Raw genomic sequence first — 22,489 nt, forward strand, 5'->3', positions numbered from 1 at the left:
CCCCTCAGGCGCCGGGCCTGAAACAGGCGGGGACGGGTAGAGACCGGCCATGGACAACGACAAGGAACCCGCCACTCAAGGCCCGCAGGACCCGGAGCAGGAACACCCGCTGCAGGAGGCCCACGGAGGAAGCATGGCCCCGGATCTGGTGGACGACACCGGCCACGCGAAGCCGCAGGACGACGAAAAGTAGCCGCTCACCGTGCCGTCGGCGAAGATCGGTAGCTCGGAGTTGAGCAGCCGGGATAGGATCGCCGCCGGTACGGGGCGGTAGCTCAGTGGGTTAGAGCAGGGGACTCATAATCCCTCGGTCGCGGGTTCGAGTCCCGCCCGCCCCACGGTATTGGCTCCGGGGGCGACCCCCGGACACCCCACGGTGCGATGGTTGCGCTTGGCGGGTCGGCCGCGCGGATGCCTGAGGCCGCCATGAAAGCAACCCGCGGTAGCGAATGTGAAGCGGTGGGCTCGGGCGTACCTGAGTGATCGGCGTAGGCACGGGTGGCGGACAATCGGACCGTGACAATGCCCGAGCCCGTCGGCGCTCATCAGCGGATCGTCCTCGACGTGCTCTGGGTGTTGCTGCTGCGCGGCGGCCGGTGGCCCACTTTCCAAGAGCTTGATCTACATCTGTATCGGGCTCTTGATCTTGACGCAGCGCAGCTGCTGGTGAAGGTGCCACCAGGTCTGCTTTACGGCGTCAATACCGGCAGTGCCATGCCCATCGCTGGGACTACGACAATTGGACTGACCGCTGCGGGCGCTTACGCGACCGGACGCGCGCAGCGAGAGCTCGATCTGTTTCTGGCCGTCGTCCGCCAGGCAGCCGCGATGGAACGCGACTTCGACCCACCAGCTGACCGGCCAGACCTACAGGCGGATTTGGTCTCGGCCGATGTTGCGATGCTCTTGGGACTGTCTTTGCCCGAAGACTCGGCATTGCTCAAGCGGCTCAGCGCGATCTTGTACACGGAGAGGTGGGGGTGGACCAGCTTCGGTGGCCTGGGCACCGATACGTGGAAGATCCGAATCGGCCGGGAGGTTCGCCGGTTCCAGCAGGTTCGTGACATTGCCACGTACTGGGAACTTCGCCCCAAGCACTGGCTGCCGGACAAGCCTGTGCCGGTTGCGATGCGCTCGCCGGCGGCGACTCGGCGGCAGGGTGCCGTTGTGCAGGCCGCCCGCGACAGCATCGCCAAACAGTCCCTGAGACACGTCGATGTACTGGTCGTAGCAGCGACACCCGAAGAGTTCGACGCGGCCCGAAAAACGGCGTCAGCCGCCGACCCTAGCTGCCGCGGCGTCGTCCGGTGGGAACAACGAGACTCGGACGGGCCGTCGCCGTACTTATTGGGTGAGTATCGGATTGACGGGAAGCCCCCGTTCACTGTGGCGTTGGCCCGGCCGACGCAGATGGGTGCCCGCTCGACGGGGCCGGTCGTCGCGAGACTGGTTGAACGCCTGCGGCCTGCGTCCCTGGCTATGTGCGGCGTATGCGCGGGTAATCCCGCGAGCACGGCGCTGGGTGACGTCGTGATCGGCACACCTGTCTTCGAATGGGACGAGGGCAAGCACTCAGCTGCAGGGTTCGAGGGCGCTTATCAACAATTCTCGTTGAGTCCGCGCTGGCGGCGTACTGGGGAAGACTTCAACCCTGTCAACCTTCCTAGCTATGGCAAGCCGAGCGAGCCCGAGGCTTTTCTGTGGTTGCTCGAACAGCTGTATCGCGGGCAACAAACACGCGACCATCCCGCACGCGCCCAATACTTCCCGAACGGCACCTGGCTCCCGGGTTTGGAGCGACTTGAGGAACAAGATCTAATCGGGCGCGAGCCGACCGGCGAAGCCGTCCTGACCCGCGACGGATCCGCGTATGTACAACGACGGCTGTATGACGACGTAGATGGACCGCAGCGGCTTCCGTTTCGCGTGTTGGTCGGTCCGATGGCCAGCGGCAGTGCTGTCATGGCCGACCCCGACGTCTGGAACTGGTTGAAGGCGATGGGGATGCGGAAGATCGCCGCGGTCGACATGGAGGCGGCGACGATTGCGACGATCGCCGATCAACAGGAACTTTCCTGGCTTGTCGTCAAGGGCGTGACAGACCATGCCGACGCCCAAAAAGACGACCGCTACAAACAATTCGCTGCCCGCGCCTCGGCGCAGGTGATGTTTGCCCTGCTGGAACGCTTGGTGCACGCACCCGTGGTCGCGGCCGGCGACCCAACCGTCGAGCCTGTCATCTACGTCCCCAACGAGCCCATTGTGGACCCGACAACAGTCAGGCCCACCGGCAAGCCAGTGCCGGCGGAGCAGCAGAATGCCGTCCGCTCGGCCAAGAGATATCTCCAGACCGCTGCGTTCTCTCGCAAGGGGCTCATCGAGCAGCTTTCCTCGGACGCCGGCGACGGTTACTCGTCGGAGGCAGCAACCCTCGCGGTGGACTCCTTGGACATCGACTACGACGAGCAGGCGGCCAAGTCGGCCCAGAACTACCTCCGCATGTCAGGCTTCTCCCGCAAGGGACTGATCGAGCAGCTGGAGTACGAAGGCTTCACCCACTCGCAAGCCGTCCACGGAGTCGACGAGGCCGGCCTCTAACGGGCCCTCAACCTATGGCGTGAGCGTCACCGTCACCGTCCGCGTGTAGAAGTCACGAGCCGCCGTCCCCTGCTCCCGCGGCCCGTAGCTCGACTCCTTCTCCCCGCCGAACGGTGCGTGAAAGTCCACCCCCGTAGTAGGCGCATTCACCTTCACCATTCCCACATCCAGCCGATCCGTCAGCGTCAGCGCCGCCCCCAGATTCTGCGTATACACAGCCGCCACCAGCCCATGCCGTACGTTGTTGGCCGTCCGCGCCGCAGCCTCCGCCGATTCCGCGGGCAGCACCACGCACACCGGCCCGAAGTGCTCCTCAGTCAGCAGGTCGTCGCCGGCCGGCACATCCGCCAGCACGGTCGGCGCCTGGAACCAGCCGTCGCCGGAAGGCTGCCGGGCAGCCGTCAGCACCTTGGCACCCCCTGCCCCGGCACGCTGCACCGCCGCCCGGATCGCCTCGCGGGGACGGGATTCGATCAGGGGGCCCACCACCGTCGCAGGGTCTGCCGGGTCGCCCACGGGCAGCGCCTCGACCGCTGCGGCCAGCCGCTCGGCGAACGGGGCCGGGTCGCCGACCACGATCACCCGGCTGGTCGCGGTGCATTTCTGTCCGGCGTACCCCATCGCCGCCGCCGCGATTGCCTTTGCCGCTGCTTCCTGGTCTGCGTCCGGTAGGACGATGGCGGCGTTCTGGCCGCCCATTTCGCATTGCACCGGGATGCCGCGGGTGACCGCCCGCCGGGCGACCGCCTGCCCGGCGGCGACCGAACCCGTGAACGAGACCGCATCGGCTGTGTCGACGATCGCTTCGCCTGTGCCGCCGAGGCCGGTCAGGACGGTCAATACGCCGTTCGGGAGCGTTCCGGCGAAGAGTTCGGCCAGGCGCAGCGCCACCGCGGAGGACTGTGGGGCGGGCTTGAGGAGCACCGTGTTGCCGAAGGCCAGGGCCGGCGCCGCCTTCCAGAGGGGGATCGCCACCGGGAAGTTCCATGGGGTGATCAGGCCGACGACGCCGTGGGGGCGGCGGCGGGTGTGCAGCAGGGACACGCCGTCGGCCGGGGGGTACACCTCGCCTTCGGGGTGCAGGGTCTGCTGGGCGAAGTAGCGCAGGATCGCCACGCCGCGGCCGATCTCGGCGCCTGCCTCGGCGCGGGGCTTGCCGACCTCGCGGACCACCAGGTCCGTCAGTTCGGCGGACGCGGCCAAGACCGCCTCGGCGCAGGCGTGCAGAGCGGCTGCCCGGGCGTGCGCCGGCTGGCGCGCCCAACCGGTGGCCGCTTCCCGGGCTACGTCGGCCGCTGCGGCCACCTTGTCCGGCGCTGTGTCCGGTACGCGCACAACAACGTCCGACGGCGCTTGCGGGGAGAGGCTCTCGATCGTGGTCATGCTTGTCCCTTCCCGTTGGTGGCCCCGCCGACCGCGACGACGGAGTTGGTCAGTGTGCCGAGTTCCGCCGACGTTATCTGGATCGTGTCTCCGACGTGCGTGGTGAAGTCGGCGTCCGGCACCACCCCCGTGCCGGTCAGCAGCACCACACCCGCCGGGAAGCTCAGTGCCCGGAACAGCCAGCCGGCCAGGTCCGTGAAGCCGCGGGCCATCTCCGCCGTCGACGTCGTACCGGTGTAGGCCTCCCGGCCGTCCCGCAGCACCCGCAGCCCGATCTGGAACGGACCCGGCCCGACCGCCCAGCTCGGGATGATCGCCGGGCCGATCGCGCAGCAGCGGTCGTAGATCTTCGCCTGCGGCAGGTAGAGCGGGTTCTCGCCCTCGATCGACCGGCTGCTCATGTCGTTGCCGAGGGTGTAGCCGAACACCTCGCCCGCCGCGTTGAGGACCAGGCCGACCTCGGCCTCGGGGACGTCCCAGCCGGAGTCGGCGCGGATCCCGACGGCGTCGCCGTCGCCGACGACCCGCCACGGGCTGGACTTCAGGAACAGCTCGGGGCGGTCGCTGTCGTAGACCTGGTCATAGAGGGAGCCATGCCCGGACTCCTCCTTACGGCCGTCGCGGCTGCGCAGGTACGTGACCCCGGCCGCCCACACCTCCTGCTCGTCGACGGGTGGCAGCACCTGCTGCCCGGGCATGTCGCCGCGGGTGTCGCGGGCGGCGGCCTCGACCACGGCGCGGGCCTGGTCGAGCGGTACGGCGAGCAGGCCGGCGAGCGTACCGTCGAGCTCGCCCCACCCGCCGTCCTGGCACACCGCCCAGCGCGAGGTGTCGCCGTCGCGCAGGTGGTGAATGGAGATCGGCATTGGCTATCCTCGGTGTGTAGTAGTGCGGGAAAAATGTGCGGTTACCCTCTGCAGGTGCCGGTCCGGCATTTCGAAGGGACTATCGACATGCCCCGTGTGGTACCGGCGGTCATCCGCGCTCTCGACATCCTCGAACTGTTCCTGGACCGCCCCCAGCTGTCGGCGCGCGAAGTGATGGAGCGGCTCGACCTGCCCCGCACCACCGTGCACGAGCTGCTCGTCACGCTCGAGGCCCGCTCGTACCTGATCTCCGTACCCGGCCAGCCGGTCCAGTACCGGCTCGGCATGCCCCTGTTCCAGCTCGGCGCGGCGTTCGCCGGCCGGCTCGACCTGGTCCGTGAGGCGCAGAGCGTCGCGCGGGACGTCGGCGCCGCCTGCAACGAGGCCGTCCACGTGGCCGTGCTCGACGGCCCCGATGTCATCTACCTCGTCAAGGTCGACAGCACGCACCCGGTCCGGATGGTCTCCGCGGTCGGGCGGCGATTGCCGGCGCACTGCACGGCGGTCGGCAAGATCCTGCTGGCCGACCTCGATCAGGCGGCCCTGGACGCCGTGCTGACCAAGGGCACCCTGTCCGGCATGACGCCGGACAGCATCACCGACCCGGACCGGCTGCGGGCCCATCTCGAACGCGTACGGTCCGAGGGCATCGCGGTCGACAACGGCGAGTCCGACAGTGCCATGCGGTGCGTCGGCGCGGCGATCCGCGACCACTCCGGCGCCGTCATCGCCGGCATGAGCATCTCCGCGCCGATCATCCGCTGGACCCCGCAGACCCAGGTGGAATGGACCGAGCTGGTGCGCGAGGGCGCGGCCACGCTGTCCACCCGGATGGGCTACCGGGCCCGCTCGCACTGACCGGCTTGCCCGTACTGCTCCGAAATCGCATCGAAACATTGACACCTCTCGCGGTGGTCCTCTAGCGTCGCGTCCACCCAATACGATATCTCGAACTGAGTTCGAAATCTCGAACGGCGGTGCCCGTGATGCGAATCGATCTCGACGTCAGCGCCGCCTCGACCCGGTCGCCGCTCGCAGCCTGCGAAGTTCTTCGGTCACCGGATTCAAGACACAGCTAGAGCCACGCCCTTCGGCGGCGGCGGTGCGAGGAGACGGAGGAGGCGAATGTCCATGGACAAACCGGCCTGGTCCCGGCGCGGCTTTCTGGGGATGGGGGTGGGGGTGCTCGGCGCAGCCGGTCTGGCGGCGTGCGGGGACACCTCCGATACACCCGCCAAGGTGCAGCCGGAGGTTCCGAAGGAGCTGATCGACGCCGCGGCGACGATGAAGGGCTCCTCGATGGGGGTGCTGTCGCAGAAGCTGTACTCGACGGCGGCGAACGAGGCGCTCGACAGCTCGATCGCCAAGTTCGCCAGCGCCACCGGCACGAAGATCGAGAACAGCCTGGTCCAGGCGGACGCCGGTGACGTGGTGGCCAAGATCGACGCCGAGGTCAAGGGCGGGGTGGCGCGCGACCTGGCGTTCATGACCGACTCGCGATTCGTGGCGCAGTTCCAGGCGCTGGGCGACCTGGAGGACGTGACGGACGTCGTCAAGACGCTGACGGCCCAGTACGGCGAGCCCTGCGCCGAGGCCAAGAACTTCTGCGTCTTCGACGGCAAGTGGTTCGCGATCCCGTACCACTTCATCGGGATCGGGTCGTTCCTGCGCAAGGACTGGATGCAGGACAAGGGCATCACCCCCAAGGAGGGCTACAGCTGGGAGGAACTGCGGGACCTGTGCCTGGCGATCTCCGATCCGGCCAAGCGCCGGTACGGCTGGGGCATGACCGTGAACCGGTCCGGCGACGCCAACGGCATGATCGAGGCACTGATCAACTCGTACGGCGGGGCGATCGCCTCCAACGACGGCAAGAAGGTCACCTTCGACACCCCGGAGACGGTCCAGGCGGTGACGTTCCTGGGTGACATCTACACCAATCCCAAGTTCAAGCCGATGCTGCCGCCGGGCGTGGCCAGCTGGACCGACACCAGCAACAACGAGAACTGGCTGGCCGGGATCCTCGGCTACACCCGCAACCAGTTCAGCGTCTACGCCGACTCCCGGACCAAGAAGAACCCCGTCCACGAGAACACGTACGTCTTCTCCGACTGCACCGGGCCGGCGACCGACAAGCCGCTGCTCCTCGGCCAGTCCCAGGGCTTCGTCGTCTTCAAGGGCGCCAAGAACCCCGGGCTCGCCAAGCTCCTGGCGCAGTACCTGGTCAGCGCGCCCGCGCTCGCCGGGGTGGCCAAGGAGGCGCCCGGCCTGGTCATGCCCGCCTGGCAGAAGGTCTGGGACGCCGACCCGTTCTTCACCAGCGGCGACCCGGCGTTCCCCATGCTCCGCAAGATCACTGAGCTGTCGCTGCCGCTGTCCACCAAGAACGGGCTGACCTTCCCGCAGAAGGCCAGCGCGGGCCAGCAGGCCGTCGGTGGCGCGTACGTCCTGACCGACATGATGCAGCAGGTCGTGCAGGGAACAGCGCCCGCACAGGCCGTGAAAGCCGCTCACGCCAAGATGGTGCAGATCTTCGCCCAGCAGGGGCTGCCACAGTGAGCTCCGTCCGTTCCGCGCCGGCCCCGGCGAAGCGGACATCTCCGCCGCCGGGGCCCGGCTCTCTGACGAAGACCCAACGGCGGCTGGGTCGTGACTGGCGGCTGGCGGCGCTGTTCCTGGCGCCCACGGCCCTGCTCGTCGGCGGTCTCGTGCTCGTGCCGATCGCCCGGTCGATCATCACGAGCACCACGGAACGGCACGGGCAGGAGAGCGTCTTCGTCGGCCTGGGCAACTACTTCGCCCTGGCCGGGGACCAGCAGTTCCACACGGGCGTGGTGAACTCGTTCGTCTTCACCGCGTACGCCGAGGTTTTCAAGGTTGTCCTGGGGCTGGCCGCAGCCCTGCTGCTGCACCAGCAGCGGCGTGGCCGGGCCGTGCTGGCCGGGCTGCTGCTGGTGCCGTGGGTCGTGCCGACCGTGGTGACGGCCTTCAGCTGGCGCGCGCTGCTCGACCCGATCTTCGGCAGCGTCAACACCCTGCTCACCTCCTCGGGGATCGGTCCGCTGCTGGCCGACCTGCATCTGGTCGACAGCTGGCCCGCGGGCTGGCTCTCCGACCCGTCGCTGGCCATGCCGTCGGTGATCCTGGTCAACGTCTGGAAAGGCGTGCCGTTCTTCACCGTCTGTTTCCTCGCGGGACTGAAGGCCATTCCGGCCGACCTGTACGAGGCAGCGACCATCGACGGCGCCTCGTCGTTGCAGCGGTTCGTCAACGTGACGCTGCCCGGGCTGCGCCACGTGATCACCGTGACGGTGACCCTGTCGTCGATCTGGACCTTCAACAACTTCGACCTCATCTGGTTGCTGACTCAGGGCGGCCCGGGCGACGTGACCGCGCCGTACGTGCTGGTCGCGTACTCGAAGGCGATTTTGCAGCTGCAGTACGGCGCCGGAGCGGCGGTCACGCTCGTCATGCTGCCGGTCATCGGCGCGCTGGTGTTCGTCCTGGTCCGGTTGCTGCGCCAGGACGCCGGCACCCCGCTGCCCCCGCGCACCCGCACGGGGCGGTGGCTCAGTTCGATGCAGCAGGCCGGTACGGCGCGCAAAGCGCTGCCGTGGGTCATCGCGGCGGTGGGCACCGCCCTGCTGGCCTGGGCATCGCCGCAGATCTTCTGGAAGGCGGCGGTGGTCCTCGCGGTGATCCTGCTGATCGCGGCGGCGGTCGGCCGGCTCGTCTCGGCCCTGAAGTCGAGCGGAGGCCGCCGCGCGTCGTCGCTCGTGTCGGGCGTCGGGCGGGGTGTCGCCCTGGCCGGGCTGCTCGCCTTCGTGCTGGGCCCGCTGTACTGGATCGCCGTCACGGCCTTCAAGTCCGAGAACCAGGTCGTCATGCGCGACCACGACCTGTGGCCGACGCCGTGGACCCTGGAACAGTTCGGTGCGCTGTTCAGCAACCAACCGTTCGGCCGCTGGTACCTCAACACCCTGCTGGTGTCCGCGGCGTCCACCACGGTCGCCCTGATCTGCGCCGCCCTGGCGGGCTACGCGCTGGCCCGGCTGCGGTTCCGCGGGGCGCAGGGCTTCACCGTCACGGTGCTGCTCACGTACGTGATGCCGGGCGCGCTGCTGTTCATCCCGCTGTACCAGATGCTCATCGGCGTGCGGCTCACCGACTCGTTGTGGTCGCTGGTGGTGACGTACCCGACGTTCACGCTCCCGTTCGCGACGTGGCTGCTGGTGGGCTACTTCTCGTCGATCCCGGTGGAGCTGGAGGAGGCCGCGCTGGTCGACGGCTGCACCCGCCTGCAGGCGTTCGGCCGGGTGGTGCTTCCCCTGGCCAAGCCGGGACTGCTGGCGGTCGCGCTGTTCACCCTGACCAACGCCTGGAACGAGTTCCTGTTCGCCTTCGTGTTCATCACCAAGGACGAGTACAAGACCCTCCCGGTGGGGATGCAGTCGATGATCGCCGGAGACGTCGTACCGCAGGGACAGCTCGCCGCGGCGTCGCTGCTGGTCAGCATCCCGGTGGTGATCATGTACGCGTTCGGGCAGCGCTTCCTGACCGAGGGCCTCACCGCGGGGGCGGTCAAGGGCTGACCGGCGTCACTCGCACTCCGGGTCGTCCGGCAGGTCGATCAGCGCGGCTTTGTCGTCGAGGAAGTCGCGGAAGCCGATCGGCCAGTGCACCGGCGCCGGGAACAGGCCCGGCTGGGGCTCGACGGCCAGCGCCACCCGGACCAGGATGTCCGCGACCGCCGGTGGCACCGGCCGGCTGTCGCGGGCATCCAGCAGCAGGGACCGCTCGGCTTCGCCCAGGGAGTTCCAGGCGTCCTCGAACTGCTCCATGACCCCACCGTAGGACGGCGCCGCGGGGTGCCGAGCTGGTTCGCTCCGGAGCGGTGAATTACGCCGACGTAGTTTGTTTGAGCTGGTAGCGGCCTTGATCGACAGGACGTAGCGTCGGTCGGGTGGAGCCCAAGGTCCAGTACGCGATGCAGACGGCGGACGGCGCGTGGCGCGTCGAGATCGTCAAGCGCGGGCGGACCCAGTGGTACCGGGTCGTGCACGAGGACAACGTTCTCGACTGGCTGAGCATCGCCGCCGTCCAGCGGATCCTGGGCGAGGCCGGCATCGACATGGCCGACCTCGGTGAGGCCGCCGCCTGAACGCCCTGAGCCGGCTCGCCACACCACCGTCACGGCGCCGGCGTCAGCTCCCACCCGGTGACGACCGTGTCCGACTCCGAGCCGTCGGCGGTGCGGGCGCGGGCCTGGACCTCCAGGTATTCGCCGACGAGGGTGTGCCGGAAGGTCGCGACAGAATTGGTCAGCGGTAGTGGCAGGTGGCTCCTACGCTCGGGGCGTGGACCGACAGCGAGAGACCACCGACCCGGCTGCCCTGTTGGTGCTGGCCCGGGACCTCAGGACCGCCGCCGTCATCGCCGGACGCGCTGATGTTGTCGCCAAGGTTGACGAGGTCATTCTTCTGATCGCGGGCGAGGACAAGCCGGCCGCCACCGAACGCGACAGCGACAAGGCCAACGCCGTCGTCCGGATCCTCGACGGGCTCGGCTTCTGAGCGGATTCAGTCCTGCTTCAGTGACCAGTCCGCGTCGTCGTCCTTGACCGTGCCGTCGCTGTACTGGGCCGAGTTGGATGTCGGCCACACCTTGTTCGGGAAGCTGGACGGGTCGACCGCGTCGCCGTGCAGCAATGCCAACGCCGTGACCTGTGCTCCCACGAAGGCGGTCACCGTCGCCAGGGCGGTGCCGATGATGGCCGTGTTGACACCCGCTTCCTCCAGCATCAGGGCCGCGCCGGCCCAGGAGAACGCGGCTGAGGCGTACGCGGCGATGATGGTGATGGTCGCCGCGATCAGCTTGGCCAGGACGCCCGCCAGGGTGAGGTAGAAGGCTGCTCCGGCCAGCGCGCAGGTCAGCAGGTTGGCCGAGGTGCTGGTCGCGATCGAGCCGATCCGGGAGGCCGCCGCGGCCTGCGCGCCGACCGCCGTGCCGTACGCCTCCCGCGCGTCGCCGGACCACTCCGAGTTGTCGATCGCCAGGTTCTGGTCCGTCAGGTTCGCCGCGACGAGGTTGGCCTCGCCGCGGATCTCCAGCCACTTGAAGCCGTCGATGGCCATGTAGATCGGGGCCACCGCGCCCTTGAGCAGGTCGATGAACCAGTTCAGGATGTCCTGGCCGATCTCCACCGTCTTGGTCGCCAGCCAGGTGATGCCCTCGGCCACGGCGTCGGTGATGTACCAGTGGTCGGTGGCCCGCTGCGCCGCCGGCGGGATCTTGCCGAGGTTCGCCGAGAACGTCGCCATGCCGGACTCGATCTCGGCCAGCGTCGCCTCGAACTGAGCAGTGCTGAAAGTCATCGCAGGGTCCCCGTGGTCAGTAGATGTTGCGGATGCGGTGCTCGCTCGCCTTGTCCTCGGCGTCGTAGGTGTCGGCGACCGAGCGCAGGGTGCGCCCGATGTCCGTCATCGCGGTGGCGCCCTCACGGGTCCGCGCCGCCACCGCGTCGATGATCTCGTTGTACGGGCCGACCATGATCTGGAACAGTCCCGCCTCCAGCCGGCCGAACTCCCGGGCGGCGACATCGGTGCTCATCTTGCTGAGCTTGGCGCTCTGCTCGTCCCAGATGCCCGCCTCCTGGCGCAGCACATTGGTGGCGACCGTGACCTCGTCCGGGGTGGGCAGATCACTCATGAGTTGTTTCCTCCAGCCGGGCGTCGGTCGGTGATCGCGCGCAGGGTCGCCAGCGCGTCGCCGAGCAGGCCGTCCAGGTCGGCGCTCGGCGCGGTGGGAGGCGGGACGGCGTGTCGGGCGGCGCGCAGCGCCTCGGTGAGCGCGGCCGTGATGGCGTTGCTGTCGCGCCGGGCGGCCCAGTCGGGGTCGATGGTGCAACGGGCGAGGCCGCCGGGACCGAGCGCCACTGTCACGTACCGCTGCGGGTCCGAGCCCTCGACCGCGCCCGGCGCGGTCTCCGCCGGCTGCTGCACCGTGTGCAGGGCCTTGAGCACGTCCTCGGTCAGCTCGCCGGGATCGCGTTCCGTGCCGGCCGGCGGACGGGCGACCGGGCCGGCCGACGGGTCCGGGCCGTCCTCCTCGGCGTGGGCGCGCTTGGTCCACCAGCGGTTGTCGTCGAGCTGGTCGGAGAAGGCCTTCATGCCCTGCCGGATCGCGTCGGCGTTGGCATCCATGACGGCCGCGCCCAGCCCGGCAGCCTCGATGCGGCGGTCCCAGCCGTCGCGCACGCTGATCGCCGTGGGCAGGCCGTCGCCGCCGAGCACGACCCGGACCCAGCCGGACGCGTCGCAGCCCTCGGCCTGCTTCGGCACGGCCTGGGCGAGCTGGGTCGCGAGCTCACCGAACTGGGTCACCTTGGCCTGCAGCTGCTGGAGCCGGGCGAGCATGTCGCCGTCCATGGCCGTCACCGTCCGTTCCCTGCGGGGGAGCGCAGTGCGGCCCGCCCGATCAGTGCGATGAACAGCGCGGAGTGGGCCATCAGCAGGGTGAACAACGCCAGGATGCCGGCGGTCGCGAAGCTGACGCCGAGGGCCACGGTCAGCGCCGCCGCGATGAACAGCGCGGTCGCGGTGATCCACCGGAGGGCGCCGGAAACCCCGCGCCACACCAGGATCGTGCCGACCACGGTCACCGCCAGCACGATCACCGCGAGGATCTCGGTGGCCGGGCTGCCGAACGCGGTGTCCTGCGCCAGGTCAGGCGCCGCCGCGCAGAACAGCAGCACCCCGCCCAGCTCCACCAGCGGCGCGACGAACCACAGGAAGAGCAGGAAACCACGACTGCTTCTGGTACGAGCCGACGACGCGGCCACCGCAACACCCCCGAATATGACAGAACCGTCAGCCTGCCCGACCCGGCCGCAGCTCAGCAACCCCGCTCCGGCGGCCGTACGGGCCCGCGGCTCTTGCGGTGCCGAACTAACTCAGTAAGTATTGAGTCAATGGAAACTGAGCGGAGTTCTCTGAGGGAGCGGGCGCGGATCCATGCCGCGCTCGGTGACCCGGCCCGGCTGGCCATCGTGGACGCGCTGAGCCTCGGTGACGCCTCGCCCGGCGAGATCGCCCGGGACCTGGGGATGCCCAGCAACCTGGTCGCCCACCACGTCAAGGTGCTGGCCGCGGCCGGGCTGCTGGAGCGCACCAAGTCCGAGGCTGACCGGCGGCGCACGTACCTGCGCTTGCGGCCCGGCGCTCTCGCCCGGCTGACGCCGCCCCGCCTGCCGGACACCGCCCGGGTCGTGTTCGTGTGCACCCACAACTCGGCGCGTTCGCAGCTGGCCGCCGCCCTGTGGGCCGACCGCACCCACCGGCCGGCCGCGTCGGCCGGCACCCATCCGGCCGAGCGGGTGCATCCCCGCGCGGTGCGGGTCGCCCGCCGGCACGGGCTGCGGCTCGGTCCGGCCGCGACCGCGCACGTCAGCGACGTCGTGACCGACGACGATCTGATCATCGCGGTCTGCGACCGCGCCCATGAGGACCTGACTGCGACGGTACGGCCACAGCTGCACTGGTCCGTCCCCGATCCGGTACGCGCCGACACCGACGCGGCCTTCGAGGACGCCTACACCGACCTGGCCGGCCGCATCGAACGGCTCGCAGCATGACCGGCACCGCGACCTGGCGACGGCTGCTGGCCGAGTTCGTCGGCACCGCGCTGCTGGTGACGGCCGTCGTCGGCTCGGGCGTCATGGCGACCACGCTGTCGCCGGACGATGTCGGCCTGCAACTGCTGGAGAACTCGGTCGCCACCGCGTTCGCCCTGGCCGCGCTGATCCTGACGTTCGGGCCGGTCTCCGGGGCACACTTCAACCCCGTCGTCTCGGCCGCCGACTGGTTCCTCGGACGCCGTACCGGAACCGGCCTGACCGCCGCCCAGCTGGGCGGATATGCCCTCGCCCAGACCGCGGGAGCGATCGCCGGCTCGGTGCTGGCCAACCTGATGTTCGACCTGGCGGCGGTCGACCTGTCCAGCAAGGAGCGTGCCGCCGGGCACCTGTGGCTGGGTGAAGTCGTCGCGACCGCCGGGCTCATCCTGCTGATCTTCGCTCTGGCCCGGTCCGGCCGGGCGGCGGTGGCTCCGGCGGCGGTCGGCGCGTACATCGGCGCCGCGTACTGGTTCACCAGCAGCACCAGCTTCGCCAATCCGGCCGTGACGATCGGCCGGGCGTTCACCGACACCTTCGCCGGGATCGCGCCCGCGTCGGTGCCGGGCTTCGTCGTCGCCCAGCTCATCGGTGCCGCGGCCGGGACCGGTCTGCTGCTCGCGCTTTATCCCGGCGCCGGCGCGGCCGCCGGTGACGTGGTCGTCCCCGACACCTCCGAGGAGTCCGTCCGATGAGCAAGCCCAGCGTCCTGTTCGTCTGCGTGCACAACGCCGGCCGTTCCCAGATGGCCGCCGGCTGGCTGCGCCACCTGGCCGGCGACCGGGTCGAGGTCCGCTCGGCCGGCTCCGAGCCCGGCAGGACGATCAACCCGGCCGCCGTCGAGGCGATGGCCGAGGTCGGCATCGACATCACCGGCCAGACGCCGAAGAAGCTCGAATGGGAGACCGCCGAAAGCTCTGACGTGATCATCACCATGGGCTGCGGCGACGCCTGCCCGATCTTCCCGGGTAAGCGTTACGAGGACTGGAGGCTCGAGGACCCGGCCGGCCAGGGCGTCGAGTCGGTGCGCCCGATCCGCGACGAGATCAGGACGAGGATCGAGAAGCTGCTCACCGAGCTGGTCCCGGCGACCTGACCGGCCTGCCCAGCTCAGTGCAGTGGGCGATCGTCGCGTCGTCGGCGGTCACCCCGCGGTCGGCTTCCGCCGCCCGGACCCGATCGATGACGGCGGCGGGTCCGCTCGCCGCCAGGACGGCCAGGACCTCAGGCCAGCCGGCCAGCCGGAAATCATCGACGATCCGGCCGGCGCCATTGCTGAGCAGGGCGGCACTGTCCAGCTCGGCGACCGGGCAGCTGCCGGTGAGCGCCTCGTACGCCGCCCGCGGATCGTCCTTGGCCACCCAGAAACCGCCCGGCTCGTTGCGGTTGCCGCGCAGCTCGTCCAGGACCCGCTGGTACTCCTCGGTGCCCTGGCCGGCGGCCGCCAGCGCGGGCAGATACGACCGGCTGACGACCACCTCGCGGGGATCATTGACCACCAGCGGCGCGCTGCCCACCCGGTCGAGCACCACAGTCGAGTCGCCGAGCACGAGGTAGTCGGCGCGGCCGGCGGACACCCGCAGGACGGCCACGGTCGCCGACGGACTGATCCGGCTGGCGATGTCGCAGGTGTCCCGGTGATCGTCGGTCACCCGCACGATGGCCTCGGCGAGCAGCGCCGGAAGATCGCTGTCCGGCATCAGCGCGAGCAGGCTGAGAAGACTGCCGCCCAGCCGGGTGGCATACCACGCGACACCGTGCCGGCAGACCGAGCCGGCCCCGGGAATCCCGGCGCCGTCGACCACCACCGCCGCCATCGGTACGGCACCGGCGAAGTCCTCGTTCACCCGGCCGGCCCGAGCCACGGCACTGACCATCGCCACCCGCATGCCTGCTCGGCTACTTGCTGGTCCGCGGCGTGCCCGCGGAGACCGGTGCGCGGGACCCGGCGTAGTCGTCCGGGGCGGCCGCGAAGGGATCGCCGTACTGGCGCATCGCGCTGCGGGCGTGGACCTGTTGCAGCGTGGTCACCCGTTCCGAGCGGCCGCGGCCCAGGAAGCTGACCGCCCAGTGCAGCACCGCGGACACCCGGTTCTTGAACCCGACCAGGTAGAACAGGTGCACCACCAGCCAGATCAGCCAGGCCGGGAAGCCCGACAGGCGCAGGCCGCCGATGCTCGCCACCGCCGAGAAGCGGGAGATCACTGCGAGGCTGCCCTTGTCGAAGTAGTGGAACGGCTGCCCGCCCGGCCGGCCCGCGAGGCGGCGCTTGATCTGACCGGCCGCGTGCCGTCCGCTCTGGATCGCCACCTGGGCGACCCCGGGCAGCTGCTTCCCGTCGTCACCCGGCAACGCCATCAGGTCGCCCACGACGAAGATCTCCGGGTGGCCCGGTACGGTGCCGTCCGGCTCGACGTGGATGCGTCCGGCGCGGTCGGTCCCGGCGCCGGTGACCTCGGCCAGCCGGCGGGCCAGCGGCGGGGCGGACACCCCGGCGGCCCAGACCTTGGTCATGGCGGGGATGCGCTCGTGGCCGCGTACGGTCTCGACCTCGATGCCCGTCGGGTCGACGCCGACGACCTTGGTGTTCAGCTCCACCTCGACGCCGAGCTGGTGCAGCTCTCGCAGCGCGCGGGTGGACAGCCGGTCGCCGAAGGTGCTGAGCACCGCGCCGACCGCGTCGACCAGCACGACGCGGGCCCGGTGCGGGTCGATGTGCTTGTACTGACCCGGCAGGGTGCGGTGGGCCAGCTCGGCGATCTGACCGGCCATCTCGGTGCCGGTCGGGCCGGCCCCGACGATCACGAAGGTCATCCACCGCTCGATGTCGGCCGGATCGGTCTGCAGGTCGGCGATCTCGAACGCGTGGAAGATCCGGGCCCGCAGCTCCAGGGCGTCGTCCACACTCTTCATGCCGGGCGCGTCCTCGGCGAAACCGTCGTTGCCGAAGTACGACTGGGAGGAGCCGGCCGCGAAGATCAGCGTGTCGTAGCCGACGGTGTAGGAGACTCCCGGGCCGGCCACGTCGACGATCTTCGCCTCGACGTCCACGTCCCGGACCCAGCCGAGCCGGACGTCGACGTTGCGCTGCTTGCGCAGGATCTCGCGGATCGGCGGCGCCACCTCACCCTCGGAGAGGATCCCGGTGGCGACCTGGTAGAGCAGCGGTTGGAACAGGTGGTACGTCGTACCGTTGATCAGTGTCACGTCCACATCGGCGTTCCGCAGCGCCTTGGCGGCGAAAAGCCCGCCGAAACCCGCTCCGACGATGACGACCCGGTGCCTCTGCGCAGTTCCTGACATCTTCAATTCCACCTTTCACCCAGTAGAACGCCGTGGACCGGCGGCTACTGCCCGAAAGGGGTCCCGCTGAGGTGTGATCTGCGGAACCGGGGCTGCAGGTCAGGCGCGGCCGGCGCGGGTGCGGGCGGCCGGGGCCGGGGCCGGGGCGAAGCGGGCGAAGCCGTTGTTGCGGGTGCGCCGGACCGGGGACGGCGTGGTCACCGTCGGAGCGGGCGGGGTGGAGAGCACTGGCTGGGACGGCTTGCTCGGCGCGACAGCCGGGGCCGGGGCCGGCAGCGGGACCGGGGCCGCCGCGGCCGGTGGCAGGCTGGGGGCCGGCGGTGGCGGCGGGGTGTAGCTGCCGGTGGGCTCGTCCGGGCCGCGGGTCCAGCCCGGCCGGTAGGTCAGCAGGACGCCCGAGACGGCGCAGATCGCCAGCACGCCCATCAGGATCATTGTTTGCGTCATCCCGCCACGACCTTCCGCTCCACGCCCGAGCCGTTGGTTATCTAACCAATGACGGTAGCAGTGCCTGTGTCTTCAACCAATTGCCCAGCCGAGGTGGGCCGGATCCGATCGGACTGGGCCTATCCTTGGCCGGTGACGCCTTCCACGCCGGAGGCCGGCTTCGGCGGCTACCTCAAGGAAGCGATCCAGGCTGCGCGGTTCCCGACGCCGACGCACTTCGCCCGGGCGGCCGGCACCGATCCGTCCGTTGTGCTGCGCTGGCTCAGCGGTGAGCAGCGGCCCACCATCAGGTCCATCGAGCGGATCGCGCCCGTGCTGGGCCGCAGCATCAACGAGATCGTGGTGGCCGCCTATCCCGACCGGGTCGGCGGGTCGCCGCCGGCGCCGCCGGTCACCTCGCCGATCGTGCACGAGCTGGGCCGGATCCTCGCCCCGGACTCACCCATCCCGGAGGCCGACCGCAAGGCGCTGGAGGCGGTCCTCGACCGGATGCTCGACCCGTACCGGAAGGTCCTGCGCCGGCGCCGGTCGGCATGACCGTCACGATCAGCTTGCCGGGTGTCGCGCCCGGGCTCGGATATCCGTAATCTCGGACCATGACTGAGCGGGCCCGCGCCGATCATGGGTCCACCGTGGGCGGACTGCATCTCCAGCTGAGCAAACTGCTGCTCGGCTCGCTGATCGCCGCGGTGGCCGCCACCGGCGCGCTCATTCTCACCGTGATCGTCGGGATGCCGCCCGGGCATCCGCCACCGCCCCCGCCCGGCGGCGGCATGCCTCCGCCGCCCCCGCTGACGTCGCTCGCGGTCTTCCCGGTCATCACCGGGTTGTTCGTGCTGGCCTGGCTCGCGGTCGTGGTGGCGTTCTCCCGGGACCAGATCCTGCGCCGGATCGAGCAGCTGCGCGACGGCCCGGTGCCCGACGGGCGGCAGTTCGACGAGGTCCTCGCCGAGCTGCGGGCCCAGCTCGCCGCCGACCGCGAGCGGGAGCTGCACGTGCTCGAGGAGCGCATCGCGGAGCTGACCGAGGAGTACGGCGAGCAGCGCGAGACCGACGGCTACCTCAACGGCATGCGCGTGGCGACGGGCGAGGAGCCCGTTTCGGCCAAGGTGCACTCGATCCGCCGCACGCCGCCGCAGCGCTGACGCGCCCAGGTGATTCGAGCGCCTCGTCCGTTTCCGGGGCCCTTCCGGCGGGGTACAGGGAGATCAGGAACATCCCCGAGCCGAAGGGTCAGCGAAGATGGTGACCGTACGACTGAGCACCACCCGGTCCGTGTCCGCCCGGCGGCAGGAGGTGCGGCGATGAGCGCTGTTGCGAATCCCGCCACCGTCGACGAGTGCCTGCGCGTGGGCGCCGGCTTCTCGCAGGGTGACCGGAGCTGGATCGCCGAGCAGTTCGGCACGCTCGACGCCCGGCTCGCCGGTTTCCACGCCGACACCACCGAGCTGGAGGTGTCGGTCAAGGACCGCGAGGCCCCGGGGCAGAAGGTGACCCTGGAGTGCTGGATCGCAGGCCGGCAGAAGGTCGTCACCACCTCCTCCGAGGAGGACCTGCACGCCGCGCTCAACGACGTGCGCGACGACCTGCGCCGCAAGCTCAACGACGCGAAGACCAAGCAGGAGCCGCGGCACAACCGCCACCTGCGGGAGAACGCGCTGCCCGACCCGGCGGCGATCGACGAGGGCGACCTGCTCAAGAACGACCAGATCTGAGCGTCGCGCGTCCTGCCCGCCGCTCAGCCGGCGGGCAGGACGCGGAACCGCAACAGGGACGCGAGCGGCACGCCTGAGAGGTGGATGCGCTCCAGCGCGACGGTACGGCCACCCGGCTGCTCGAACAGCCGCACCCCGTCCCCGAGCAGCACGGGCGCAACACAGGTCAGCACCTCGTCCAGCACGCCCGCCGCCAGGCACTGCCGGGCGACGTCCGCACCGAGCACGTTCACGTACTTGTCGCCGGCTGCCTCCTTCGCCTGCCGGACCGCCTCGGCGAAGTCGCTCACGAACGTGATGCCCGGCCAGGCGGTCTCGGGCACGTGGTGGGTCAGGACGATCTGCGGCCCGGACCAGCCCCCGCCGAACGCCTCACCCTCGGCCGGCGTGTCCTTGTAGGGGTCGTCGCCGCGGAACGTGCGGTTGCCGACCAGCAGCGACCCGATGTCACCGATCAGCTCGTCCACATACGGATTGGGCCCGAGGTACGGGGTCAGCCACGACATGTCCCCGCCCGGCCCGGCGATGAAGCCGTCCAGCGACATGGTGACGGAGTAGAGCAGTTTGGCCATGCCCGCCAGTCTGCCGCTTGTGCTCAATCCGGGTTCAGGGTGCAGGGTGATCGGATGATCGATCCGCTGGTTTCCGTACGCCTGGCCCGGCCGTGCCGTGATCTCGCCGCCGCGCGCCGCTTCTACGTCGACGGTCTCGGGCTGGAGGTGCTCTACGAGGGTTCGGGTCCGCACGACATCGTCATGCTCGGCTGGCCTCAGGCGGCCTGGCACCTCGAGCTGGTCGGCGGGTCGTCGAGCGAGCCGGCGCCGACCGAGCAGGACCTGCTGGTGCTCTACCTGGCCGGGCCGGTCGACGAGGAGTTGGTGGCCCGGCTGGAGGCGAACGGCGGCACCCGGGTGTCTCAAGGCGGCTACTGGGACAAGTGGGGAGTGACCGTGGCTGACCCGGACGGATATCGGCTCGTTCTTTCCACCCGGAGCTGGTGAGCAACGGCAGAAAATCCGGCATAGTTCCGTGCTGGGCAAGAAGGCGCGCCCGCGACGTCACATCCGGATGGTGATCAGGGTGCTGCGCTTCGCACAGTGAGGCATGAGCCTGACCCTCGCCCCTGGAACAGCCTGGTCCGACGTCCTCGCCCGGGTCGCGGCCGCCGCGCCCGAGGCGCTCACGGCCGACCGGCTGCGCAATCTCTACGCCGGCAAGTGGCATGACGTCGGCACGCCGGCTGAGCTCCGTACCCCCGTGGACGGCACCCTGCTCACGCACCTGGCCAAGGTCGATGCCGGCACCGCGGCCGAGGCCGTGCGGGCCGCGACCGCGGCCCACCGGATCTGGTCGGCGACGCCGCTCGCCGAACGCAAGGCCCGCGTCGCGGCCGCCGTCGAGGCCCTGGCCCTGCACCGCGACCTGCTGGCCCTGACCCTGGCCTGGGAGATCGGCAAACCGTGGCGGCTGGCCTGCGCCGACGTCGACCGGGCTCTGGACGGCGTGCGCTGGTACGCCGAGCAGATCGACCGGCAGGTCGCCGGCCGGGAACCGTTGCCTGGACCGGTCAGCAACATCGCCTCCTGGAACTACCCGATGAGCGTGCTCGTGCACGCCGAGCTGGTGCAGCTGCTGGCCGGCAACGCGGTCATCGCCAAGACGCCGTCGCAGGGCGGCGCCGTGTGCCTGACGCTGGCCCACGCGCTGATGGTGCGGGCCGGGCTGCCCGTGACGCTGCTCTCCGGCAGCGGCGAGGAGCTCTCCGAGGTGCTGGTCCGGGCGCCGGAGATCGGCGCGGTCGCGTTCGTCGGCGGCCGCTCCAACGGCGGCAAGGTGGCGGCTGCGCTGCTCGACTCCGACAAGCGGCACTTCATCGAGCAGGAGGGCCTCAACGCGTGGGGGATCTGGGACTTCTCCCAGTGGGACCTGCTGGCCGGGCACCTGCGCAAGGGTTTCGAGTACGGCAAGCAGCGCTGCACGGCGTACCCGCGGTTCGTGGTGCAGCGGGAACTCGTCGACGCGTTCCTGGACGTGTACCTGCCGGTGGTCAAGGCGGTCCGTTTCGGGCATCCGCTCGCCGTCGAGACGCCCGGCGACCCGCTGCCGGAGCTGGACTTCGGGCCGCTGATCAGCGCGGCCAAGGCCGGCGAGCTGCGCCGCAAGGTCGACGAGGCGATCCGCGGCGGGGCGGTGCCCCTGCACCGGGGCGCGAGCTCGGCGGGCCGGTTCCTGGACGGGCAGGACACCAGCGCGTACGTGGCGCCGGCCGCGCTGCTGGCACCGCCCGGCCGGTCCCGGCTCATGCACGCCGAACCGTTCGGTCCCGTGGACACGATCATCGTGGTGGACACCGAGGACGAGCTGCTGTCGGCGATGAACGCCAGCAACGGCGCCCTGGTGGCGAGCATCGCGGTCGACGACGAGGAACTGGCGGCCAAGCTCGCCCAGGACGTGCAGGCCTTCAAGGTCGGCATCAACCGGCCGCGCTCGCGGGGCGACCGTGACGAGTGCTTCGGCGGCCGCGGCGCCTCCTGGAAGGGCGCGTTCGTCGGCGGCGACCTGCTCGTGCACGCGGTCACCGAGGGCGAGCCCGGCGAGCGCCTGTACGGCAACTTCCCCGACTACAGCAGCTACCCGCCGGACATGTGAGCGCCGGGCTGCACCAGACTGGACGCCATGCCCAGGACGATGCGGATCAGCACGCGCAATGCGACGTTCCAGCAGTGGGAGGCCCTGCTGACCAACCGGAACAAGCGGCAGCGCGCCGGTGAGTTCCTGGTCCAGGGTGTCCGCCCGATCTCCCTGGCCGTGGAACGCGGCTGGGAGATCCGCACCCTGCTGGCCTCGGACGGGCCCGGCCTGTCCAAGTGGGGGCGCGAGGTCATCGAGACGGCCGGCGCGCCGCGGGCCGTGGTCGCCGCCGAGCTGATGCGCGAGCTGGGCGGCAAGGACGAGGACGCGCCGGAACTGCTGGCCGTGGTGGGCCTGCCGCCGGACGACCTGACCCGCCTGACGCCCGGCGCGAACCTGCTGGTGGTGGTGTTCGACCGGCCCACCACGCCGGGCAACATCGGCACGCTGGTGCGCTCGGCGGACGCGTTCGGCGCCACCGGCGTGGTCGTCACCGGGCACGCCGCGGACCCGTACGACCCGAAGGCGGTCCGGGCCAGCACCGGGTCGCTCTTCGCGCTGCCGGTGGTGCGGGTGCCGAGCCACCGGGAGGTCCTCGACTGGGTCGGCGATCTGCGCGCGGACGGCGTACCGGTGCAGGTCGTCGGCACCGACGAGCGCGGCCCGGTCGAGATCGCCGAGCACGACCTGACCGGGCCGACGGTCCTGGCGGTCGGCAACGAGACGCACGGGCTGAGCGCCGGCTGGCGGGAGGCCTGCGACCAGATGGTCCGGATCCCGATCACGGGCGCGGCCAGCAGCCTGAACGCGGCCTCGGCGGCCAGCGTGGCACTGTACGAGGCCGCCCGCCAGCGGCGCCGCCGTTAGGTCTGGAG

General features: G+C 70.4%; 27 protein-coding genes and 1 tRNA gene. 17 read left to right on the forward strand and 11 right to left on the reverse strand.

Annotated elements, in window-relative coordinates; genetic code table 11:
- Positions 1-49 precede the first annotated feature (49 nt).
- The 3 genes from ACQP2Y_RS08460 to ACQP2Y_RS08470 all read left to right on the forward strand — a co-directional run bounded on the left by ACQP2Y_RS08460 (position 50) and on the right by ACQP2Y_RS08470 (position 2,598).
- Positions 50-193: a hypothetical protein gene (locus tag ACQP2Y_RS08460; RefSeq protein WP_433726106.1), complete on the forward strand. Its 144-nt coding sequence runs from the start codon at positions 50-52 to the stop codon at positions 191-193.
- Between the two features lie 71 nt (positions 194-264).
- Positions 265-338, forward strand: a tRNA-Ile gene (locus ACQP2Y_RS08465).
- 184 nt (positions 339-522) lie between these two features.
- Complete coding sequence (locus tag ACQP2Y_RS08470) at positions 523-2,598, forward strand: Ltp family lipoprotein (protein ID WP_433731834.1); 2,076 nt, start codon at positions 523-525, stop codon at positions 2,596-2,598.
- Between the two features lie 12 nt (positions 2,599-2,610).
- On the opposite strand, the gene ACQP2Y_RS08475 is transcribed toward ACQP2Y_RS08470, so the two are convergent.
- Together ACQP2Y_RS08475 and ACQP2Y_RS08480 are read right to left on the reverse strand one after the other, a co-directional pair.
- Positions 2,611-3,981 carry an aldehyde dehydrogenase family protein gene (locus ACQP2Y_RS08475; protein WP_433726108.1) on the reverse strand — a complete coding sequence of 457 codons (1,371 nt, stop codon included), beginning with the start codon at positions 3,979-3,981 and terminating at the stop codon, positions 2,611-2,613.
- Positions 3,978-4,847, reverse strand: coding sequence for a fumarylacetoacetate hydrolase family protein (locus ACQP2Y_RS08480; RefSeq protein WP_433726110.1), 870 nt, complete (start codon positions 4,845-4,847; stop codon positions 3,978-3,980). Before ACQP2Y_RS08480 ends, ACQP2Y_RS08475 begins: the two co-directional genes overlap by 4 nt.
- 87 nt (positions 4,848-4,934) lie before the next feature.
- Here ACQP2Y_RS08480 and ACQP2Y_RS08485 point away from each other — a divergent pair, with 87 nt between their 5' ends.
- From ACQP2Y_RS08485 to ACQP2Y_RS08495, 3 genes are all read left to right on the forward strand, one after another.
- Positions 4,935-5,705: an IclR family transcriptional regulator gene (locus tag ACQP2Y_RS08485; protein ID WP_433726112.1), complete on the forward strand. Its 771-nt coding sequence runs from the start codon at positions 4,935-4,937 to the stop codon at positions 5,703-5,705.
- A 267-nt stretch (positions 5,706-5,972) separates the two neighbouring features.
- The gene (locus tag ACQP2Y_RS08490) at positions 5,973-7,406 is read left to right on the forward strand and encodes an extracellular solute-binding protein (RefSeq protein WP_433726114.1); all 1,434 of its coding nucleotides are present in this window, start codon (positions 5,973-5,975) and stop codon (positions 7,404-7,406) included.
- Positions 7,403-9,439 carry an ABC transporter permease subunit gene (locus ACQP2Y_RS08495; RefSeq protein WP_433726116.1) on the forward strand — a complete coding sequence of 679 codons (2,037 nt, stop codon included), beginning with the start codon at positions 7,403-7,405 and terminating at the stop codon, positions 9,437-9,439. The genes ACQP2Y_RS08490 and ACQP2Y_RS08495 overlap by 4 nt, the downstream gene beginning before the upstream one ends.
- Before the next feature lie 6 nt (positions 9,440-9,445).
- Here ACQP2Y_RS08495 and ACQP2Y_RS08500 read toward each other — a convergent pair whose 3' ends face one another.
- Complete coding sequence (locus ACQP2Y_RS08500) at positions 9,446-9,688, reverse strand: hypothetical protein (RefSeq protein ID WP_433726118.1); 243 nt, start codon at positions 9,686-9,688, stop codon at positions 9,446-9,448.
- Between the two features lie 122 nt (positions 9,689-9,810).
- Between ACQP2Y_RS08500 and ACQP2Y_RS08505 the strand changes: the two genes are divergently transcribed.
- Entirely contained in the window at positions 9,811-10,008 is a 198-nt protein-coding gene (locus ACQP2Y_RS08505) for a hypothetical protein (RefSeq protein ID WP_360817226.1), read from the forward strand.
- Between the two features lie 196 nt (positions 10,009-10,204).
- Positions 10,205-10,420 carry a hypothetical protein gene (locus tag ACQP2Y_RS08510; RefSeq protein WP_360817217.1) on the forward strand — a complete coding sequence of 72 codons (216 nt, stop codon included), beginning with the start codon at positions 10,205-10,207 and terminating at the stop codon, positions 10,418-10,420.
- Between the two features lie 6 nt (positions 10,421-10,426).
- Here the strand turns inward: ACQP2Y_RS08510 and ACQP2Y_RS08515 are convergent, their stop codons facing one another.
- The 4 genes from ACQP2Y_RS08515 to ACQP2Y_RS08530 are packed head-to-tail and all read right to left on the reverse strand — an operon-like array spanning position 10,427 to position 12,687.
- Positions 10,427-11,221 carry a hypothetical protein gene (locus tag ACQP2Y_RS08515; protein WP_433726120.1) on the reverse strand — a complete coding sequence of 265 codons (795 nt, stop codon included), beginning with the start codon at positions 11,219-11,221 and terminating at the stop codon, positions 10,427-10,429.
- Between the two features lie 16 nt (positions 11,222-11,237).
- Complete coding sequence (locus tag ACQP2Y_RS08520; RefSeq protein WP_433726122.1) at positions 11,238-11,555, reverse strand: hypothetical protein; 318 nt, start codon at positions 11,553-11,555, stop codon at positions 11,238-11,240.
- A complete protein-coding gene (locus ACQP2Y_RS08525) occupies positions 11,552-12,283 on the reverse strand; it encodes a hypothetical protein (protein ID WP_433726124.1) in 732 nt (243 codons plus the stop codon). The genes ACQP2Y_RS08520 and ACQP2Y_RS08525 overlap by 4 nt, the downstream gene beginning before the upstream one ends.
- The gene (locus ACQP2Y_RS08530; RefSeq protein WP_433726126.1) at positions 12,280-12,687 is read right to left on the reverse strand and encodes a hypothetical protein; all 408 of its coding nucleotides are present in this window, start codon (positions 12,685-12,687) and stop codon (positions 12,280-12,282) included. Before ACQP2Y_RS08530 ends, ACQP2Y_RS08525 begins: the two co-directional genes overlap by 4 nt.
- 129 nt (positions 12,688-12,816) lie before the next feature.
- Between ACQP2Y_RS08530 and ACQP2Y_RS08535 the strand changes: the two genes are divergently transcribed.
- The 3 genes from ACQP2Y_RS08535 to ACQP2Y_RS08545 are packed head-to-tail and all read left to right on the forward strand — an operon-like array spanning position 12,817 to position 14,614.
- Positions 12,817-13,479: a helix-turn-helix domain-containing protein gene (locus ACQP2Y_RS08535; RefSeq protein WP_433726128.1), complete on the forward strand. Its 663-nt coding sequence runs from the start codon at positions 12,817-12,819 to the stop codon at positions 13,477-13,479.
- Positions 13,476-14,213, forward strand: a complete 738-nt coding sequence (locus ACQP2Y_RS08540) for an aquaporin (protein ID WP_433726130.1) — start codon at positions 13,476-13,478, stop codon at positions 14,211-14,213. The genes ACQP2Y_RS08535 and ACQP2Y_RS08540 overlap by 4 nt, the downstream gene beginning before the upstream one ends.
- Positions 14,210-14,614, forward strand: a complete 405-nt coding sequence (locus ACQP2Y_RS08545) for an arsenate reductase ArsC (RefSeq protein ID WP_433726132.1) — start codon at positions 14,210-14,212, stop codon at positions 14,612-14,614. Before ACQP2Y_RS08540 ends, ACQP2Y_RS08545 begins: the two co-directional genes overlap by 4 nt.
- Here the strand turns inward: ACQP2Y_RS08545 and ACQP2Y_RS08550 are convergent.
- From ACQP2Y_RS08550 to ACQP2Y_RS08560, 3 genes are all read right to left on the reverse strand, one after another.
- Complete coding sequence (locus ACQP2Y_RS08550) at positions 14,589-15,407, reverse strand: hypothetical protein (protein ID WP_433726134.1); 819 nt, start codon at positions 15,405-15,407, stop codon at positions 14,589-14,591. The genes ACQP2Y_RS08545 and ACQP2Y_RS08550 overlap by 26 nt on opposite strands.
- A 10-nt stretch (positions 15,408-15,417) precedes the next feature.
- Entirely contained in the window at positions 15,418-16,821 is a 1,404-nt protein-coding gene (locus ACQP2Y_RS08555) for an NAD(P)/FAD-dependent oxidoreductase (RefSeq protein WP_433726136.1), read from the reverse strand.
- A gap of 99 nt (positions 16,822-16,920) precedes the next feature.
- A complete protein-coding gene (locus ACQP2Y_RS08560; protein ID WP_433726138.1) occupies positions 16,921-17,268 on the reverse strand; it encodes a hypothetical protein in 348 nt (115 codons plus the stop codon).
- A gap of 132 nt (positions 17,269-17,400) precedes the next feature.
- Here ACQP2Y_RS08560 and ACQP2Y_RS08565 point away from each other — a divergent pair, with 132 nt between their 5' ends.
- The 3 genes from ACQP2Y_RS08565 (at position 17,401) to ACQP2Y_RS08575 (ending at position 18,983) form a co-directional block, all read left to right on the forward strand.
- Positions 17,401-17,805 carry a helix-turn-helix domain-containing protein gene (locus ACQP2Y_RS08565; RefSeq protein ID WP_433726140.1) on the forward strand — a complete coding sequence of 135 codons (405 nt, stop codon included), beginning with the start codon at positions 17,401-17,403 and terminating at the stop codon, positions 17,803-17,805.
- A gap of 59 nt (positions 17,806-17,864) precedes the next feature.
- Positions 17,865-18,413, forward strand: a complete 549-nt coding sequence (locus ACQP2Y_RS08570; protein WP_433726142.1) for a hypothetical protein — start codon at positions 17,865-17,867, stop codon at positions 18,411-18,413.
- 159 nt (positions 18,414-18,572) lie between these two features.
- Positions 18,573-18,983 carry an HPF/RaiA family ribosome-associated protein gene (locus ACQP2Y_RS08575; RefSeq protein WP_433726144.1) on the forward strand — a complete coding sequence of 137 codons (411 nt, stop codon included), beginning with the start codon at positions 18,573-18,575 and terminating at the stop codon, positions 18,981-18,983.
- A gap of 23 nt (positions 18,984-19,006) precedes the next feature.
- On the opposite strand, the gene ACQP2Y_RS08580 is transcribed toward ACQP2Y_RS08575, so the two are convergent.
- Entirely contained in the window at positions 19,007-19,555 is a 549-nt protein-coding gene (locus ACQP2Y_RS08580) for a dihydrofolate reductase family protein (RefSeq protein ID WP_433726146.1), read from the reverse strand.
- A gap of 54 nt (positions 19,556-19,609) precedes the next feature.
- On the opposite strand from ACQP2Y_RS08580, the gene ACQP2Y_RS08585 reads away from it, so the two are divergent.
- From ACQP2Y_RS08585 to ACQP2Y_RS08595, 3 genes are all read left to right on the forward strand, one after another.
- Positions 19,610-19,984, forward strand: a complete 375-nt coding sequence (locus tag ACQP2Y_RS08585; protein WP_433726148.1) for a VOC family protein — start codon at positions 19,610-19,612, stop codon at positions 19,982-19,984.
- 103 nt (positions 19,985-20,087) lie between these two features.
- A complete protein-coding gene (locus tag ACQP2Y_RS08590) occupies positions 20,088-21,632 on the forward strand; it encodes an aldehyde dehydrogenase family protein (protein WP_433726150.1) in 1,545 nt (514 codons plus the stop codon).
- Between the two features lie 27 nt (positions 21,633-21,659).
- Positions 21,660-22,481 (forward strand): TrmH family RNA methyltransferase, encoded by an 822-nt coding sequence (locus tag ACQP2Y_RS08595; protein WP_433726152.1) that lies wholly within the window; start codon positions 21,660-21,662, stop codon positions 22,479-22,481.
- Positions 22,482-22,489 lie beyond the last annotated feature (8 nt).

Source organism: Actinoplanes sp. CA-051413 (assembly GCF_050955795.1).
Taxonomy (GTDB): domain Bacteria; phylum Actinomycetota; class Actinomycetes; order Mycobacteriales; family Micromonosporaceae; genus Actinoplanes.

Excerpts from the sequence above, each read along its gene's own strand:
- ACQP2Y_RS08460 (WP_433726106.1), top strand. The coding sequence starts at position 50 with ATGGACAACGACAAGGAACCCGCCACTCAAGGCCCGCAGGACCCGGAG.
- ACQP2Y_RS08470 (WP_433731834.1), top strand. The coding sequence starts at position 523 with ATGCCCGAGCCCGTCGGCGCTCATCAGCGGATCGTCCTCGACGTGCTC.
- ACQP2Y_RS08475 (WP_433726108.1), bottom strand. The coding sequence starts at position 3,981 with ATGACCACGATCGAGAGCCTCTCCCCGCAAGCGCCGTCGGACGTTGTT.
- ACQP2Y_RS08480 (WP_433726110.1), bottom strand. The coding sequence starts at position 4,847 with ATGCCGATCTCCATTCACCACCTGCGCGACGGCGACACCTCGCGCTGG.
- ACQP2Y_RS08485 (WP_433726112.1), top strand. The coding sequence starts at position 4,935 with ATGCCCCGTGTGGTACCGGCGGTCATCCGCGCTCTCGACATCCTCGAA.
- ACQP2Y_RS08490 (WP_433726114.1), top strand. The coding sequence starts at position 5,973 with ATGTCCATGGACAAACCGGCCTGGTCCCGGCGCGGCTTTCTGGGGATG.
- ACQP2Y_RS08500 (WP_433726118.1), bottom strand. The coding sequence starts at position 9,688 with ATGGAGCAGTTCGAGGACGCCTGGAACTCCCTGGGCGAAGCCGAGCGG.
- ACQP2Y_RS08515 (WP_433726120.1), bottom strand. The coding sequence starts at position 11,221 with ATGACTTTCAGCACTGCTCAGTTCGAGGCGACGCTGGCCGAGATCGAG.
- ACQP2Y_RS08520 (WP_433726122.1), bottom strand. The coding sequence starts at position 11,555 with ATGAGTGATCTGCCCACCCCGGACGAGGTCACGGTCGCCACCAATGTG.
- ACQP2Y_RS08535 (WP_433726128.1), top strand. The coding sequence starts at position 12,817 with ATGGAAACTGAGCGGAGTTCTCTGAGGGAGCGGGCGCGGATCCATGCC.
- ACQP2Y_RS08540 (WP_433726130.1), top strand. The coding sequence starts at position 13,476 with ATGACCGGCACCGCGACCTGGCGACGGCTGCTGGCCGAGTTCGTCGGC.
- ACQP2Y_RS08545 (WP_433726132.1), top strand. The coding sequence starts at position 14,210 with ATGAGCAAGCCCAGCGTCCTGTTCGTCTGCGTGCACAACGCCGGCCGT.
- ACQP2Y_RS08550 (WP_433726134.1), bottom strand. The coding sequence starts at position 15,407 with ATGCGGGTGGCGATGGTCAGTGCCGTGGCTCGGGCCGGCCGGGTGAAC.
- ACQP2Y_RS08555 (WP_433726136.1), bottom strand. The coding sequence starts at position 16,821 with ATGTCAGGAACTGCGCAGAGGCACCGGGTCGTCATCGTCGGAGCGGGT.
- ACQP2Y_RS08560 (WP_433726138.1), bottom strand. The coding sequence starts at position 17,268 with ATGACGCAAACAATGATCCTGATGGGCGTGCTGGCGATCTGCGCCGTC.
- ACQP2Y_RS08570 (WP_433726142.1), top strand. The coding sequence starts at position 17,865 with ATGACTGAGCGGGCCCGCGCCGATCATGGGTCCACCGTGGGCGGACTG.
- ACQP2Y_RS08575 (WP_433726144.1), top strand. The coding sequence starts at position 18,573 with ATGAGCGCTGTTGCGAATCCCGCCACCGTCGACGAGTGCCTGCGCGTG.
- ACQP2Y_RS08580 (WP_433726146.1), bottom strand. The coding sequence starts at position 19,555 with ATGGCCAAACTGCTCTACTCCGTCACCATGTCGCTGGACGGCTTCATC.
- ACQP2Y_RS08585 (WP_433726148.1), top strand. The coding sequence starts at position 19,610 with ATGATCGATCCGCTGGTTTCCGTACGCCTGGCCCGGCCGTGCCGTGAT.
- ACQP2Y_RS08590 (WP_433726150.1), top strand. The coding sequence starts at position 20,088 with ATGAGCCTGACCCTCGCCCCTGGAACAGCCTGGTCCGACGTCCTCGCC.
- ACQP2Y_RS08595 (WP_433726152.1), top strand. The coding sequence starts at position 21,660 with ATGCCCAGGACGATGCGGATCAGCACGCGCAATGCGACGTTCCAGCAG.